This window comes from Gallibacterium melopsittaci (genome assembly GCF_042433085.1).
GTDB lineage: Bacteria > Pseudomonadota > Gammaproteobacteria > Enterobacterales > Pasteurellaceae > Gallibacterium > Gallibacterium melopsittaci.
Map to the genome: position 1 here is coordinate 1 of NZ_JBHLWA010000013.1, position 16,138 is coordinate 16,138.

At 36.6% G+C, this 16,138-nt stretch carries 12 protein-coding genes; 3 read left to right on the forward strand and 9 right to left on the reverse strand.

Translation table 11 applies throughout. The annotated features are described in order from the left end of the window. Window positions 1-95 precede the first annotated feature (95 nt). The 5 genes from lptD to hinT all read right to left on the reverse strand — a co-directional run bounded on the left by lptD (window position 96) and on the right by hinT (window position 6,343). Window positions 96-2,438 (reverse strand): LPS assembly protein LptD, encoded by a 2,343-nt coding sequence (gene lptD / locus ACFFHT_RS02780; protein WP_382373271.1) that lies wholly within the window; start codon window positions 2,436-2,438, stop codon window positions 96-98. A gap of 179 nt (window positions 2,439-2,617) precedes the next feature. Continuing rightward, on the reverse strand, window positions 2,618-3,568 hold the full coding sequence (tal, locus tag ACFFHT_RS02785; protein WP_382373273.1) for a transaldolase: 951 nt from the start codon (window positions 3,566-3,568) through the stop codon (window positions 2,618-2,620). 106 nt (window positions 3,569-3,674) lie between these two features. Continuing rightward, a complete protein-coding gene (ubiD, locus tag ACFFHT_RS02790) occupies window positions 3,675-5,141 on the reverse strand; it encodes a 4-hydroxy-3-polyprenylbenzoate decarboxylase (RefSeq protein WP_382373275.1) in 1,467 nt (488 codons plus the stop codon). Between the two features lie 19 nt (window positions 5,142-5,160). After that, entirely contained in the window at window positions 5,161-5,964 is an 804-nt protein-coding gene (gene bacA / locus ACFFHT_RS02795) for an undecaprenyl-diphosphate phosphatase (protein ID WP_382373277.1), read from the reverse strand. Window positions 5,965-5,995: 31 nt separating this feature from the next. Next, window positions 5,996-6,343, reverse strand: coding sequence for a purine nucleoside phosphoramidase (gene hinT / locus ACFFHT_RS02800; RefSeq protein ID WP_382373279.1), 348 nt, complete (start codon window positions 6,341-6,343; stop codon window positions 5,996-5,998). Window positions 6,344-6,667: 324 nt separating this feature from the next. On the opposite strand from hinT, the gene focA reads away from it, so the two are divergent. The 3 genes from focA (at window position 6,668) to ggt (ending at window position 11,828) form a co-directional block, all read left to right on the forward strand. After that, window positions 6,668-7,510, forward strand: a complete 843-nt coding sequence (gene focA / locus ACFFHT_RS02805; protein WP_382373281.1) for a formate transporter FocA — start codon at window positions 6,668-6,670, stop codon at window positions 7,508-7,510. Window positions 7,511-7,551: 41 nt separating this feature from the next. Further along, window positions 7,552-9,864: a formate C-acetyltransferase gene (gene pflB / locus ACFFHT_RS02810; RefSeq protein WP_382373283.1), complete on the forward strand. Its 2,313-nt coding sequence runs from the start codon at window positions 7,552-7,554 to the stop codon at window positions 9,862-9,864. Between the two features lie 191 nt (window positions 9,865-10,055). Next, window positions 10,056-11,828, forward strand: a complete 1,773-nt coding sequence (gene ggt / locus ACFFHT_RS02815; RefSeq protein ID WP_382373285.1) for a gamma-glutamyltransferase — start codon at window positions 10,056-10,058, stop codon at window positions 11,826-11,828. Between the two features lie 52 nt (window positions 11,829-11,880). Here ggt and ACFFHT_RS02820 read toward each other — a convergent pair whose 3' ends face one another. The 4 genes from ACFFHT_RS02820 to mglB all read right to left on the reverse strand — a co-directional run bounded on the left by ACFFHT_RS02820 (window position 11,881) and on the right by mglB (window position 16,049). Beyond that, window positions 11,881-12,276 (reverse strand): hypothetical protein, encoded by a 396-nt coding sequence (locus tag ACFFHT_RS02820; protein WP_382373287.1) that lies wholly within the window; start codon window positions 12,274-12,276, stop codon window positions 11,881-11,883. Between the two features lie 171 nt (window positions 12,277-12,447). Continuing rightward, window positions 12,448-13,458, reverse strand: a complete 1,011-nt coding sequence (gene mglC, locus ACFFHT_RS02825) for a galactose/methyl galactoside ABC transporter permease MglC (RefSeq protein WP_382373289.1) — start codon at window positions 13,456-13,458, stop codon at window positions 12,448-12,450. 20 nt (window positions 13,459-13,478) lie between these two features. After that, window positions 13,479-14,996 (reverse strand): galactose/methyl galactoside ABC transporter ATP-binding protein MglA, encoded by a 1,518-nt coding sequence (mglA, locus tag ACFFHT_RS02830; protein ID WP_382373291.1) that lies wholly within the window; start codon window positions 14,994-14,996, stop codon window positions 13,479-13,481. A 60-nt stretch (window positions 14,997-15,056) separates the two neighbouring features. Beyond that, window positions 15,057-16,049: a galactose/glucose ABC transporter substrate-binding protein MglB gene (gene mglB / locus ACFFHT_RS02835; RefSeq protein ID WP_382373293.1), complete on the reverse strand. Its 993-nt coding sequence runs from the start codon at window positions 16,047-16,049 to the stop codon at window positions 15,057-15,059. Window positions 16,050-16,138 lie beyond the last annotated feature (89 nt).

Consider the following 16,138-nt stretch of genomic DNA (forward strand, 5'->3'; position numbering starts at 1 on the left):
ATAAATATTAGCCACAATTTTGTCCACTTGGCATAGTTTTTGACACATCAGCAACAATTTTGTCTACTATGCCAAAATATGGGGTTCTTACTTTATTAACGTAAACTAAATGGATCACTATAAGGAATAATACCTGTACTTAGCATCTTACTAACACTACTACCGTGGCGATTACCCAATCCAGATAACTCAAAATTAATACCAAAAGAATTGGTATAAAACACATCTTCACGACTAGTATATTGCTGCTCTTCTTTCGGTGCAGTGAGATAACGTCTTGCACCTACATTTACTCGCCAACAACAAGTACGATATTCAACACCAATATATTGCTCTACCGGTTTATTTAATGAAATATCATGATAAGCATGACCAACTATTGCCCAATTATCATTAAGCTGCCATGCAGTAGCAATCCCAATCTGACGAATATTTTGATCATAGATATTGCTACCAGTTAAATTTTGGTCAATATATTTCTCACTTACATAACGGTAGGATAATTGAATTAAATTTTCTGCAGATGGGCGATATTCTACTGCGGTATTCATTAATGACGTTTCTTTCAATAAAGTATCGTATTGATAACTACCTTTCCAATTCCATTGTTCACTGATTTTCCAGTTAGCTTCTGCTGCCCAAGATGACGATGTACGCTGCGTTTGATTATCAGTGTTTTCATCAATTTTTGATGGTGTTAAATAAAGAATTTGCCCTAATGAGAAATTAAAGCGTTCATCTGCATCTTTATCAAAGAAACGTGTAGTTCCTCCAATAGTAACTTGATTAGCAGAAGAAATTCGGTCTAATCCACTATAACGTCTATCATTAAAGAGAGAATAGAAATCTTGTTGCAACAGAATTGAATCATAACCAAAACCTAAATAACTATAACGATCTGTACCGATATTACTTTGATTTCGATACGGACGATAGACATACTGCACCTTAGGCTCAATCGTTTGGGTATAGCCATCAATTAAAGTTTGATTGGATGCTAATACAGTGGCAAGCTCTGCCTTAAATTGTGGAATAACACGATTTACGGAACTATCTACTTCTTCGCTAGCACCATCACCCTTCTTCTGCGAATAATGTGTAGCATATAATTTTGTTTCCAAATTAAGGCTACCATAACGATTAGCTAATGGCATTGAGAAAGTCGGCTCCATATGGAAACGCCATGCCGATGGCATTACATCACTATCATTTTGGAAATGGACGGCTTGAGAATATAACGAAAAATCAATTAAATCATTCGCTAAACCATCACGATAATAATTAAAGTCAATTTGTGGCAAAGTACGATATGGTCCTACAGAAACCGTATCAAATACTTGGAATTGTGTTGCTGAAACTGTGATATTGTAATTTGGTTGATAATAGCTTAAAGCGAAATTTTGTGTTGCATAACCGTCAGTACTTTTTCCGTATGGCGAAGTAAAATCATTAAAATAACGACGATCACTTACCTTAGTGTAATTTACATTAAAACGCCAGTTATCCCAAAGTGAGCCACTATTTTGCCAATAGAGTAAATAACGAGGATCGCCTTTGTTATAATTTTCATAACGATCATTTTTCAAATACTCTCCAGCAAATATTCCAGATCCCAAGATATTTAAATAGCGTGCTTCTCCTAACCATTGCCAACCACGACGGCTCATATACTTTGGCGTTACTGTCATATCATAATTTGGAGCCAAATTGAGATAAATTGGTTGTGCATAATAATATCCATCTGTACTAGATGCCCCAAAATCAGGCATTAATAAACCAGAACGGCGACGATCGCCGATTGGAAACTGAACATACGGGAAATAAAAAATTGGCACATCTTTCACATAAAAAACTGCATTCCAAAGATCTGCATATTCTTCTTTAATATGTTGCTTCATCTCTGATGCACGAATTTTCCACGAATTATTATCTGGTAAACACGATGTGAAAGTTGCATTCTTCAATAAACGATAATCCTGACGCAATTCCGCTTTTTCAGCATTACCTCGCCCTTGGCGTCCAACAAATTGATAATTAGAGTGGTAAATATTGGAATCTTGAGTATTCAAATGAATATCTGCTTTTTCCCCGACAACCTGAACCAAATTATCTTGGTAATTCATATTGCCATTAATATAAGCATAACGTTGTGGATCCTGTTTATCCCCCTTTTGCTCAATAAATACTGAATCAGCTCGTAATTTACGGTTTCCTTGTTCAACTTGAACATTACCTCGATATAACGCATTATTTGGCTGATTAATTTCCGCACTATCAGAATCAATATAAACAGGTAATTCATTAGGATCAGTTGTCACAACTTCACCGCTAAAATGTGGTACGCCTAATAAACATTGGCTAGTAAGATCGGCATAACCTGATTGGCTATATAACGCCGAGAGAATCGATAAAGATAAAAAGGAATAATATTTTTTCATCGGGCGCTTCAACTATCTCGTTAACAACATCAAATGCTAGGCATTATAGCCTAAAACGTAGTTAATGATGAGCAGAAAATAAAATAAAAAGCGTTGGTTAAGGAGAATAATTAACACCAACGCTTTTTGGGAAATTACGGCTTTTATCTTACTGTACTACCGTATAAATAGGCAATCTATTACAATTTTGCTGCTAACATTGCCTCTAATTTCTCAATATCCGCAGCAAATTTACGAATACCATCAGCTAATTTTTCTACTGCCATCGCGTCCATATTATGCTGCCAATAGAATTCCGCTTCGGTCATCGCTGCTGGACGAGGTAACACTTCACCTTGATAATCAAGTTTACGTGGTAATTCGCTATTGTTTGCTTGTAACTCTTTTAACAATGCTGGAGAGATAGTTAAACGGTCGCAACCTGCCAATTCAGTAATTTCACCAATATTACGGAAACTCGCTCCCATTACTACTGTTTTATAACCATATTGTTTGTAGTAGTTATAGATTTTAGTCACAGAAATTACGCCTGGATCTTCATTTGGTGCAAATTCTTTTTTATCGCCATTCGCTTTATACCAATCTAAAATACGACCTACGAATGGCGAAATTAAGTACACACCAGCTTCGGCACACGCGCGAGCCTGTGCTTCAGAGAATAACAATGTTAAGTTACAGTTAATTCCTTCTTTTTCTAGAATTTCAGCCGCACGAATACCTTGCCAAGTTGACGCAATTTTGATCAAAATGCGGTCATTACTGATACCTGCTTCGTTATAAAGTGAAATCAGTTTGCGTGCTTTTTCTACTGTTGCCTGTGTATCATAAGAAAGACGTGCATCTACTTCTGTTGAAATACGTCCTGGGACAATTTTTAAAATTTCTAAACCAATGTTAACCGCTAATTTATCTTCTGCGTCAATTAGTTGTTGTGCCTTATCTGCACTTTTACTTTTCGCATAAGCTACAGCTTCATCAATTAATGAAGCATATTGTGGTAATTGAGAAGCGCTAAGAATAAGAGATGGGTTGGTAGTTGCATCTTCTGGTTGGTAGGTTTTGATTGCTTCGATATCACCAGTATCTGCAACCACTACGGTCATTTTACGTAGTGCATCAAGTTGAGACATGAATTTACTCCTTTTGTATATATTGTCCAAAAAAACGTACGAATAGTATCATAGAAATAGATAGAATGAGTAGTCAGTTACATAGCAATTATTGCTATCATTTAAACTAATCAATACCCAACTCTTGCCAAACTTGATCAATTTTTGCCACAACTGCTGGATCTTTCTTAATTGGTCTTCCCCATTCACGTTGCGTTTCACCTGGCCATTTATTTGTTGCATCAATGCCCATTTTCGATCCTAATCCAGCCACAGGTGAGGCAAAATCAAGATAATCAATAGGCGTATTTTCCACTAAAGTTAAATCCCGTGCGGGATCACAACGTGTGGTAATCGCCCAAATCACATCTTTCCAATCACGTGCATTCACATCATCGTCACAGACAATCACAAATTTGGTATACATAAATTGCCGTAAAAAAGACCAAACGCCCATCATTACTCGTTTAGCATGCCCTGCATATTGTTTTTTAATCGTAACCACCGCTAAACGGTATGAGCACCCTTCAGGTGGAAGATAAAAATCAACAATTTCAGGGAATTGTTTTTGCAAAATTGGAATAAAGACCTCATTAAGTGCCTCGCCTAATACCGCAGGCTCATCTGGTGGTCGCCCAGTATAAGTGGAATGATAGATCGGATCTTGACGCATCGTAATATGGGTGACCGTAAAGACTGGAAAATACTCTTGTTCATTATAATAGCCAGTATGATCACCATAAGGTCCTTCCAATGCTTTTTCCTCTGGATCAATATGCCCCTCTAGCACAATTTCTGCGCCTGCTGGGATCTCTAAATTACAACTTAATGCTTTAGCAACTTCAGTTTTATTACCTCGCAATAGCCCTGCAAAGGCATACTCTGATAAGGTATCTGGAATAGGCGTTACCGCACTAAGAATGGTTGCTGGATCAGCTCCCAATGCAACAACCACAGGAAATTTTTCGCCAGGATGAGCTTCTTGCCACTCTTGAAAATCTAATGCCCCACCACGATGCGATAACCAACGCATAATGAGTTTATTTTTACCAATTAATTGTTGGCGATAAATACCAAGGTTTTGTCGTTTTTTATATGGTCCTTTAGTCACAGTTAATCCCCAAGTAACTAATGGTGCAACATCCTCTGGCCAACATTGCATAATTGGCAAACGATATAAATCTACTTCATCATCACGCCAAACAACCTCTTGACATTCTGCTCGGCTAATTGTCTTTGTTGGCATATTGAGTACAGGGCGAAATTGTGAAAATGTACTAAAGAGATCCTTAATACCTTTCGGTGGTTCAGGCTCTTTCAAGAAAGCCAATAATTTTCCCACTTCACGTAAAGCTGTTACATCTTCTTGTCCCATACCTAAAGCGACACGTCTTGCCGTACCAAACAAATTACACAATACAGGCATCGTAAATCCTTTCGGATTTTCGAATAACAATGCTGGTCCAGCTTTGCGTAAAGTACGATCAGCTATTTCCGTCATTTCCAAATAAGGATCAACCTCTTGCGTAATACGTTTTAACTCACCTTGTTGTTCAAGTAATGTAATAAACTCACGTAAATTTTTATATTTCACCCTACTCTCCTAACTCAAGCTATAACACAATCCACGCCAATACTAATGCGAGAATAAAACGATAGATTGCAAATGAAACAAATGAAATTCGACCAATTAAGTGTAAGAAAGTCCGAATCGCAATCATTGCCACCACAAACGCTGTGATAAAACCTACAGCAAATAAAGGTAAATCCTCCAACGATAAGAAAGGCAAACTCTTATATAAATCTAAGCCTGTTGCACCAATCATCATTGGTACAGCTAAGATAAAAGAGTATTCGGCTGCTGCTTTTTTGCCTACCCCCATTAATAATCCACCAGAAATCGTTGCTCCTGAACGAGAAAAACCTGGAAATAAGGCTAAACATTGGAATAAACCAATCGCAAAAGCCTGACGATAGCTAATTTGATCTACTTCTTCCGCATAGGCACGTTGTGGACGGAATTTTTCAGCTAAAATTAACAAAATACCGCCAGCTACTAAAGAACCAATCACATTATGAATGTTAAACAATGATTTAATCGTTGAATGGAATACTAGCCCAAGAACAACCGCAGGGATCATACCTAAAATAATATGTAATAAATTTAAATGGGGTTTATGTTTATCAACAGTTTCACCAAAATGAATACCGATTAAGCCAAACATTTTTCGCCAATAGACAAAGATAACCGCTAAAATAGACCCTAATTGAATTATTACTTCAAAAGTTGCCGCTTTTTCTCCTTCAAAGCCAAGAAAGTGCCCAGCAATAATCATATGTCCAGTTGAAGACACAGGTACAAATTCCGTCAATCCTTCGACACAACCTAAAATAAAAGCAATCAACAATTCAGACATCAACTTTTCCTCACTATTTATATTCTCTTAGTTATGGCAGCATCTTGCCTAATTGTTTACCACCTACTAAGTGCATATGGAGATGGAATACTTCTTGGCCACCATGCTTATTACAATTCACAATCAAACGATAGCCATCTTCTGCAATTCCTTGTTCTTTCGCAATTTTGGCTGCCACAACAAACAGATGACCAAGCACTTGTTCATCTTCAGCTGTCACATCATTAACGGTAGGAATGATTTTGTTAGGAATAATTAAAATATGGGTTGGAGCTTGTGGTGCAATATCTCGAAAAGCGGTTACTTGCTCATCTTGATAGATGATTTCTGCTGGAATTTCCTTACGAATAATTTTACTAAAAATGGTTTCTGTTGCCATAACATCCTCTTTAATCAATAAAAATGAAACAAAAAAACGCTGCTTATTATAGTACAGAAAATTAGGATTAATTTAGTTTTTTACTCATCTTAAAACCCTCTTATATTTTCATTTTTCTAAATGTTCAGAAAATATTCAGTGATAATTTGATAACAGCTTTTTAACATACAAACAACTGTTTTTATTAGAATTTGATCTGTATCAACTACTATGCAAAAGCTATTTCCTAACTCATAAAATTACTATGTATTTTTTTCAAAAATTTTTATAATTAACTAAATTTTTTGAAAATATAAAATTTTTTTGATAAAGGAAATCGTCTTTATGAAAGATGCGACAACAATAGCACTGAATCCAACCGAGATGACTAATCTTGCGGAAGACGTTGCCGCTTATAAAGCACACAAAAAATCTTTTCTTTCCTTTGCTTCAGGCATTTCTGCTGGTGCATGTATTGCATTAGCATTTGTTTTTTATACTACTACGCAAACTGGATTAGTTAACGTTTCTTGGGGACTAGCTAAATTAGTTGGTGGCTTAGTCTTTTCATTAGGCGTAATTATGGTAGTGATTCTAGGGACAGAACTTTTTACTTCTTCTACACTAACTATCACAGCAAAAGCTTCTGGAACCATTACAACCGCCCAGATGTTACGTAATTGGGTTGTTGTTTATTTTGGGAACTTTGTTGGAAGTTTAATTATTGTTGCATTAATTTGGTTTGCTGGACAAACCATGGCAGCAGACGGTCAATGGGGCTTAACTATCCTTAAAACCGCACAACATAAAATTCATCATACTTGGCTAGAAGCTTTCTCGCTCGGTATTTTATGTAACATTATGGTGTGTGTTGCTGTTTGGATGGCCTACTCTGGTCGCACTGTTACTGATAAAGCATTTATTATGATCTTGCCTATTGGAATGTTTGTGGCTTCAGGTTTTGAACACTGTGTCGCAAATATGTTTATGATTCCAATGGGGATTATTACTGCTCACTATAGCAGTCCTGAATTTTGGCAACACTTGGGTATTGATCCTTCACTTTATGCTGATCTTGATATATATCACTTTATTGTGAAAAATCTTATCCCTGTAACATTAGGTAATATTGTTGGTGGTGCGGTTTGTATTGGCTTATTCCATCGCTTCTTAGCCAAAGCGCACTAAAGATTTAATTTTTATTATTCATTCAAACGAAGGAAATGATTATGACTCAATTAACTGAGCAACAACAAAAAGCATGGGCTGGTTTTGAAGCTGGCGACTGGCAACAAAATGTGAATGTACGTGATTTTATTCAACGTAACTACACCCCATATGAAGGTGATGAATCATTCTTAGCTGGTGCAACTGCTGCAACAACTACACTATGGAACAAAGTAATGGAAGGTATCAAAGAGGAAAACCGTACTCACGAACCTCTTGATTTTGATACAGATATTCCTTCAACTATCATTTCTCACCCAGCGGGTTATATCGAAAAAGATTTAGAACAAATCGTTGGTTTACAAACTGACGCACCATTAAAACGTGCCATCATTCCATTTGGTGGAATCAAAATGGTAGAAGGTTCATGTAAAGTTTATGGTCGTGAACTTGATCCACAAGTAAAAAAAATCTTTACTGAATATCGTAAAACTCACAACCAAGGTGTATTTGATGTTTATACTCCAGATATCTTACGTTGCCGTAAATCTGGTGTATTAACTGGTTTACCAGATGCTTATGGTCGTGGTCGTATTATCGGTGACTACCGTCGTGTAGCACTTTACGGTATCGACTTCTTAATGGCAGATAAATTTAAACAATTTACTTCACTTCAATCTCGCTTAGAAAATGGCGAAGATTTACAAATGACCATTCAATTACGTGAAGAAATTGCTGAACAACATCGTGCATTAGGTCAAATCAAACAAATGGCAGCAACTTATGGTTGTGATATTTCTGGCCCAGCAACCAATGCAAAAGAAGCTGTTCAATGGACTTACTTCGGTTACTTAGCTGCTGTTAAATCACAAAATGGTGCAGCAATGTCATTCGGTCGTGTTTCTTCTTTCTTAGATATCTATATTGAACGTGACCTTAAAGCAGGCAAAATTACTGAAGAACAAGCACAAGAATTAATTGACCATTTAGTGATGAAACTTCGTATGGTGCGTTTCTTACGTACTCCAGAATACGATCAATTATTCTCTGGCGACCCAATTTGGGCAACAGAATCTCTTGGTGGTATGGGCTTAGACGGACGTACTTTAGTAACTAAAAACACTTTCCGTTTCTTAAATACCCTTTACACTATGGGTCCATCACCAGAACCAAATATGACTATTCTTTGGTCTGAAAAATTACCAGATAACTTCAAACGTTTCTGTGCAAAAGTTTCTATTGATACTTCTTCAGTTCAATATGAAAACGACGATTTAATGCGTCCAGACTTCAACAACGATGACTATGCAATTGCTTGTTGTGTAAGCCCAATGGTTGTTGGTAAGCAAATGCAATTCTTTGGAGCGCGTGCAAACTTAGCGAAAACTATGCTTTACTCAATCAATGGTGGTATTGATGAGAAAAATGGTATGCAAGTGGGTCCAAAAACTGATCCAATCAAAACTGAATACCTCGACTTTGATGATGTAATGACTCGTATGGACAGCTTCATGGATTGGTTAGCAAAACAATATGTGACAGCATTAAACATCATCCACTATATGCACGATAAATACAGCTATGAAGCATCATTAATGGCATTACATGATCGTGATGTTTACCGTACTATGGCTTGTGGTATCGCTGGATTATCTGTTGCAGCTGACTCACTTTCTGCAATTAAATATGCGAAAGTTAAACCAATTCGTGGCGACATCAAAGATAAAGATGGTAATGTTGTAGCGAAAGATGTAGCTATCGACTTTGAAATCGAAGGTGAATATCCACAATTCGGTAACAATGACAGCCGTGTTGATGAAATCGCTTGTGACTTAGTTGAACGTTTCATGAAGAAAATTCAAAAACTCAAAACTTATCGCAATGCTGTACCAACACAATCTGTGTTAACCATCACATCTAACGTTGTGTATGGTAAGAAAACTGGTAATACCCCTGATGGTCGTCGTGCTGGTGCACCATTCGGACCAGGTGCTAACCCAATGCACGGTCGTGACCAAAAAGGTGCGGTAGCATCATTAACATCTGTTGCTAAACTTCCATTTGCGTATGCAAAAGATGGTATCTCTTATACCTTCTCAATCGTACCAAATGCGTTAGGTAAAGATTACGAAGCACAAAAACGTAACTTAGCGGGTTTAATGGATGGTTACTTCCATCACGAAGCAACTGTTGAAGGTGGTCAACACTTAAATGTTAACGTGATGAACCGTGAAATGTTATTAGATGCAATGGAAAATCCAGAGAAATATCCTCAATTAACCATTCGTGTGTCAGGATATGCAGTACGTTTTAACTCTTTAACCAAAGAGCAACAACAAGACGTCATCACTCGTACTTTCACACAATCTATGTAATCTAGATATAAACTGATAAAAAACTGCTCTTCGGGGCAGTTTTTTTATTCTTTATGACTAATCTATCAATTAAATATCTCTCATTTATTTTTCTAACTTAATTTAATCTTCCTTTATTTTTATATTGCTAAACTGTAAACAATTTGTTACAAATAAATTTCCTTTCACTTACTCACATAAGGAAATTTAATATGAAAAAATCCTATCTCTATAAAAAGAGCTTACTCTCGCTGTTGATCGCACTACCCCTAATAACTTTAAATGTTGAAGCAAATACTCAACCTGTTAATGCGACCTCACAAACAACCGCAGCAGCACAACGTTATGATAGTAGTAAAGATATTTTCCATCCTATTTATGCCAAACATGGTATGGTAGCGACTGAACAGCATCTTGCTACTAAGGTAGGATTATCAATCTTAAAAGAAGGTGGAAATGCCGTTGATGCTGCAGTGGCAGTAGGTTTTGCGTTAGCTGTTGTATTACCAAACGCAGGCAATATTGGTGGTGGTGGTTTTATGGTGCTACATGATGCCAAAACAGGTGAAGATTTTGCTATCGACTTCCGTGAAGTTGCTCCATTAAAAGCACATAAAGATATGTACGTAGATGAAAAAGGCAATGTTGTTGATGGTAAATCACTCTTCACTCACTTTGCAGTTGGTGTTCCAGGTACTGTTGCTGGTATGGAATATGCATTAAAAAAATGGGGAACAATGCCACTAGAAAAAGTTATTGAACCTGCTATTAAACTTGCTGAAAATGGTTTTATTATTAGTGACACTCTTGGTAATACCCTTGCAGTAGAAAAAGATAATTTAGGTAAATGGGAAAGTACCAAAGCAATTTTCTTTAAAGATGGAGTTCCATTAGCCAGTGGCGATCGCCTAATACAAAAAGATCTAGCTCACTCCTTACGTTTGATCGCTAAACAAGGTTCAAAAGCCTTTTATGAAGGTGAAATCGCAGAAAAAATTGTAAAAGAAATGGAAAAACACGGTGGCTTAATTTCATTAGAAGATATGAAGAGCTATCAAGTAGCCGAGCGTAAACCTGTTACGGGTGAATACCGTGGCTATAAAATTGTTACTATGCCACCACCAAGTTCAGGTGGCGCCCATTTAGTACAAATCTTAAATATCTTAGAACGTTATCCATTAAGTGAATATGGCGTAAATAGCGCCAAAGCAATTCAACATTATGCAGAAGCAATGAAATTAGCCTACGCTGATCGTTCCGAATACTTAGGCGATCCTGACTTTGTTAAAATTCCATTGAAAGGTTTGATTTCAAAGAAATATGCTGACGAATTAGCACAAAAAATCCAAGACGATAAAATCACTCCAGCTAGTGAGATTAAACCAGGAAAACCACAGCCTTATGAAAGTGATCAAACCACACATTATTCAATTATGGATAAATTTGGTAATGCTGTTGCCGTCACTTACACCCTAAATCTCAACTTTGGAACAGGAATTGTTGCTCAAGGCACAGGAATCTTACTCAATAATGAAATGGATGACTTTTCATCTAAACATGGCGTACCAAATGCCTTTGGCTTAATTGGTGGTACAGCGAATGCAATTGAAGCGAAGAAACGACCGCTATCATCTATGACACCAACCATTGTGATGAAAGATAATAAACCTTGGTTAGTCACAGGTAGTCCTGGTGGTGCACGTATAATCACTACTGTATTACAAAGTATTGTAAATACGATTGATTATGGTATGAATGTTGCTGAAGCAATCAATACCCCTAGAGTACATCATCAATGGTTACCAGATGAATTACGTATCGAAGAAGGTATTAGCCCAGATACAATTCATCTCCTTGAAAAACAAGGTTATAAAGTAGTCACAAAGGCAACAATGGGACGTGTACAAATTATCCAAGCAAAAGATGACGGCTTTTATGGTGCATCTGATCCACGTAATCCTGATGGAGCAACTTTAGGCTATTAATCCTAAAATTAAGGTCGGATACATTCCGACCTTATTCAATATCAATCCATACTTACCAATATAAACGATGTCTTCGCCAACGAGGTCCTAAATCATAAGGTGGATAATCATCATAAAACTGCCTTTCTAATTCCATCTGTCTGATTTGTTTCTCCGCCATATAATTTTGTAACGCTAATTTATAGCAGGCTTGGAACATTGGATCATTTACTTTCTTTGTATATTCCTCTTCAAACGCTTTTTGCTGTTTTGCAGTTAAGCCAATATCTTGATCAAAATGACGCTGCATCAATGCAGCAGTTTCTGCATCACATTGTTTCGCTAACGATACTTGCAATGCTTGTTGCTGACGAATTTTCGCCTCTTCCATAGCACGTTGTTCTTCTGGCGATAATGCACAACCAGCAAGTAAAGTGATAGAAATAATAAGTGGAAGTGCTTTTTTCATAATGATTCACCTATATTTGAGTAATACTGCATAAGCATACTATCAATTATGGTTGATGAATAGAGTGTTCTTTAATTACTGATACAATAAAAAACTGCACCTCACAATAACTGTTAAGGTGCAGAAACCGACTTTCAAATCAATAAGGAACTTACAATGATAAATTAACGATTATTTCTTCTTAGCATATTTCAATGAGTCAATAGCTACCGCTAAGATAATAATGGTACCTTTAATAATATATTGCCAGTACGGGTTAACACCAATATAAGTTAAACCATAGTTGATAACAGTAAAGATGATTACCCCAGTAATAACACCAATTACTGTACCCACACCACCAGCGAAAGATACACCACCAACCACACAAGCAGCAATTGCATCTAACTCATACATAAAACCAAGGTTATTTGTTGCACTACCGATACGTCCACCTTCTAACATACCTGCAAAGCCATAGAACGCTCCAGCAAGGATATAAACAAAGATTAAGTTTCGTGCAACGTTTACCCCTGATACACGTGCCGCTTCTGGGTTACCACCGATAGCAAACATATTCTTACCAAACCGAGTTTTGTTCCATACTACCCAGATAAAGAACGCTGCAATTGCGGCATAAATGGTAATATAAGAGAGCTTGAAATCCCCTAGTTGGATAAATCCTTGAGTAAATTCAGAGAATGATTTACTAAAGCCAGCAATTGGTGAAGAACCTACTGCATCATAGTAAAGTGAGTTCGCACCATACACGATAATCATCGTACCTAATGTTGCAATAAATGGTGTTACATTAAGATAAGCAACTATCAAACCATTAACCATACCAATCACTGCACCAATCGCACAAACAATTAAGATCACAACTGGAATCGGCATTTCTGCTAAATCAGGGAAAACACGATTAGTATTATCTAATGCTTGTAACATGGTTGCTGATACCACCGCAGCAAGACCAACTTGGCGACCTGCAGATAAGTCAGTACCTTGGGTGATCAAGATCCCCGCCATACCAAGTGCAATAATAAGTCTAACAGATGATTGAGTAAGAATATTACTAAAGTTAAGTAAACTTAAGAAGGTATCATCTTGAGATACGATAACGCCTAATAAGATTAATAGAACAAAATAAATCGCATTTTGTTTCATAAAATCTAGTGATTTTTTTTGTTGAATACCAGCCATAATTCAATCCTTTTATCAACTTATAAATATTTCGCAGCAAGTTGCAAAATTTCTTCTTGGGAAGTTTTTGCTGTTTCGACAATACCCGCAACACGACCATTACTCATCACTAGAATTCTGTCGGTTACTCCTAACAATTCAGGCATTTCGGATGAAATCATTATGATTCCTTTGTCTTTTTCTGCTAACTGCATCATTAATTGGTAAATTTCAAATTTCGCCCCAACATCAATACCACGAGTCGGTTCATCCATCATTAAAATTTCTGGTTGCGTTAATAACCAACGACCGATAATAACTTTTTGTTGGTTACCGCCTGATAAAGAACCAATATTCGTACGATGAGATGGTGTTTTCACATTCATTGAATCAATAACCCATTGAGTATCACTCTTCATTCTCGCTGTACTCAATAAACCAAACTTACCAAGATAGGCTTTCATATTTGAAATCAATGAGTTAAATTCAATACTTAAGTTAGCATAGATACCTGTTGAACGACGTTCTTCTGTAATTAACGCAAAACCATTGTTAATTGCTTCTAATGCATTACGGTTACGCATTTCTTTACCATGTAAAGTAATCGTACCGCTTCTCTTTTCACGAATACCAAAAATGGTTTCTACAATATCAGTTCGCTTCGCTCCGACTAACCCAGCAATCCCTAAGATTTCACCTTTACGAAGTTCAAAACTTACATCTTGAATAGATGGTTGGTTTTTAGCAGTTAAATGTTCTACGGTAAGGATAGTTTCTTTTGGAACATTATGTTTTTCTGGGAAACGTTGTGTTAATTCACGTCCCACCATCATTGCAACTAATTGATCCATATTAGTATCTTTAATCGCAACTGTATTTACCCACTTACCGTCACGTAAAATTGTTACTTCATCACAAATTTTGAAAATTTCATCCATTTTGTGAGAAATATAAATTATTCCACAACCACGATTTTTTAACTTATCAATAATCTTGAATAAGTGATCAACCTCTTTTTCAGAGAGTGACGAAGTTGGTTCGTCCATGATCACAATTTTTGCGTTATAAGAGAATGCTTTTGCGATTTCGATCATCTGCATTTGTGATACAGATAATTTAGCAACTTTCTCTTTTGGATCGATATCAATTCCTAATTCTTCAAAGATTGCTTTAGTATCACGATACATTTTTCCATGATCGACAAAACCTGCTTTTAAAGGATAACGGCCTAACCAAAGGTTATCCATTACACTTCTTTGGCGAACCAAGTTTAATTCTTGGTGCACCATGGAAATCCCATTTTCTAATGCTTCTTTTGATGTTTTAAAATTAACTGTTTTTCCGAGATAAAGGATTTCTCCTTCATCTTTAGCGTAAATACCGAACAGACATTTCAGTAATGTTGATTTTCCTGCACCATTTTCACCCATTAATGCATGCACGGAATATGAACGTACCGTTAAGTTTGCATGATCGAGCGCTTTCACACCGGGAAATGACTTACTGACATCTTTCATTTCCAACAGTATTTCACTTCGGTTTTCGACTTGCATTGACATATCTAACCCCAAACTAACGAAAGAGGGGAATTTCTCCCCTCTAGGAACTACATTACGGTATTATTTTAAGAAATCACCTATGTTATCTGCATCTACACCAACATATGGAACTCGAACATAACGGTTATTGATTTTCCATTGAGTACCTTCACCAGCTTCTTTACCGTGAGCTAAGTTATTAGAAAGATCAACAACGGCTTTAGCTTGGTTTACACCATCGTTTAACACAGTACCCGCAATTTCACCTTTCTTAATTAATTGCAATACTTCTGGTAATGCATCCACACCAAAGATTGGTAATTTCTTACCATGTGCTTTAGTTGCTTCTAATGCACCCATTGCCATACCATCGTTGTTAGAAATGATAACTTCAATGTCATTTGCTTTAGAGCTTGATAACCATGCATCAGTTTTATCTTTCGCCATTGCAGCATCCCACATACCAGTATCTAAGAAGAGTTGTTCAGTTTGGATACCTTTTGCATTTAACTCTTCAATAACATATTTAGTACGTGCTTCTGCGTCTGGGTGACCTGGTTCACCTTTTAATAATACGAATTGGATTTTACCATCTTTATTTAAGTCCCATTCTGGATGTGCTTTCCATTGTTTCGCAATTAAGTCGCCTTGGATCAATCCTGATTCTTTCGGATCTGTACCTACATAATAAGCTTTATCATAGCTATTGATTGCTTTTTGACCTGGATCTTTATTGAAGAACACTACTGGAACATTGTTTGGTTTAGCTTTTGCAATAATGGTTGGTGCAGCTGAAGGGTCAACTAAGTTGATTGCTAATGCTTTAACACCTTTAGAAAGTAGAACATCTACTTGGTCATTTTGAATTGATTGTGCGTTTTGAGAGTCATTCATTAACAATTTAACGCCTGGAAGTTTTTCTGCATCTTTATTAATCTCTTTACGCATTAATGACATAAAGTTGTCATCATATTTGTAAATGGTTACACCGATACGCACATCTTTTGCTTGTGCTACAGAACCTAAACCTAAGCCTAATGATAAAGCAATCGCACTTAAAACAATTTTCTTCATAATACAGATCTCCTGATTGTAATTTTACTGGAAATTCATTGTGTTAAAGTTAACAACTTTCCTTCATTTAACAGTCCGTTATTTTTAAC

Excerpts from the sequence above, each read along its gene's own strand:
- lptD (WP_382373271.1), bottom strand. The coding sequence starts at position 2,438 with ATGAAAAAATATTATTCCTTTTTATCTTTATCGATTCTCTCGGCGTTA.
- tal (WP_382373273.1), bottom strand. The coding sequence starts at position 3,568 with ATGTCTCAACTTGATGCACTACGTAAAATGACCGTAGTGGTTGCAGAT.
- bacA (WP_382373277.1), bottom strand. The coding sequence starts at position 5,964 with ATGTCTGAATTGTTGATTGCTTTTATTTTAGGTTGTGTCGAAGGATTG.
- hinT (WP_382373279.1), bottom strand. The coding sequence starts at position 6,343 with ATGGCAACAGAAACCATTTTTAGTAAAATTATTCGTAAGGAAATTCCA.
- focA (WP_382373281.1), top strand. The coding sequence starts at position 6,668 with ATGAAAGATGCGACAACAATAGCACTGAATCCAACCGAGATGACTAAT.
- pflB (WP_382373283.1), top strand. The coding sequence starts at position 7,552 with ATGACTCAATTAACTGAGCAACAACAAAAAGCATGGGCTGGTTTTGAA.
- ggt (WP_382373285.1), top strand. The coding sequence starts at position 10,056 with ATGAAAAAATCCTATCTCTATAAAAAGAGCTTACTCTCGCTGTTGATC.
- ACFFHT_RS02820 (WP_382373287.1), bottom strand. The coding sequence starts at position 12,276 with ATGAAAAAAGCACTTCCACTTATTATTTCTATCACTTTACTTGCTGGT.
- mglC (WP_382373289.1), bottom strand. The coding sequence starts at position 13,458 with ATGGCTGGTATTCAACAAAAAAAATCACTAGATTTTATGAAACAAAAT.
- mglA (WP_382373291.1), bottom strand. The coding sequence starts at position 14,996 with ATGTCAATGCAAGTCGAAAACCGAAGTGAAATACTGTTGGAAATGAAA.
- mglB (WP_382373293.1), bottom strand. The coding sequence starts at position 16,049 with ATGAAGAAAATTGTTTTAAGTGCGATTGCTTTATCATTAGGCTTAGGT.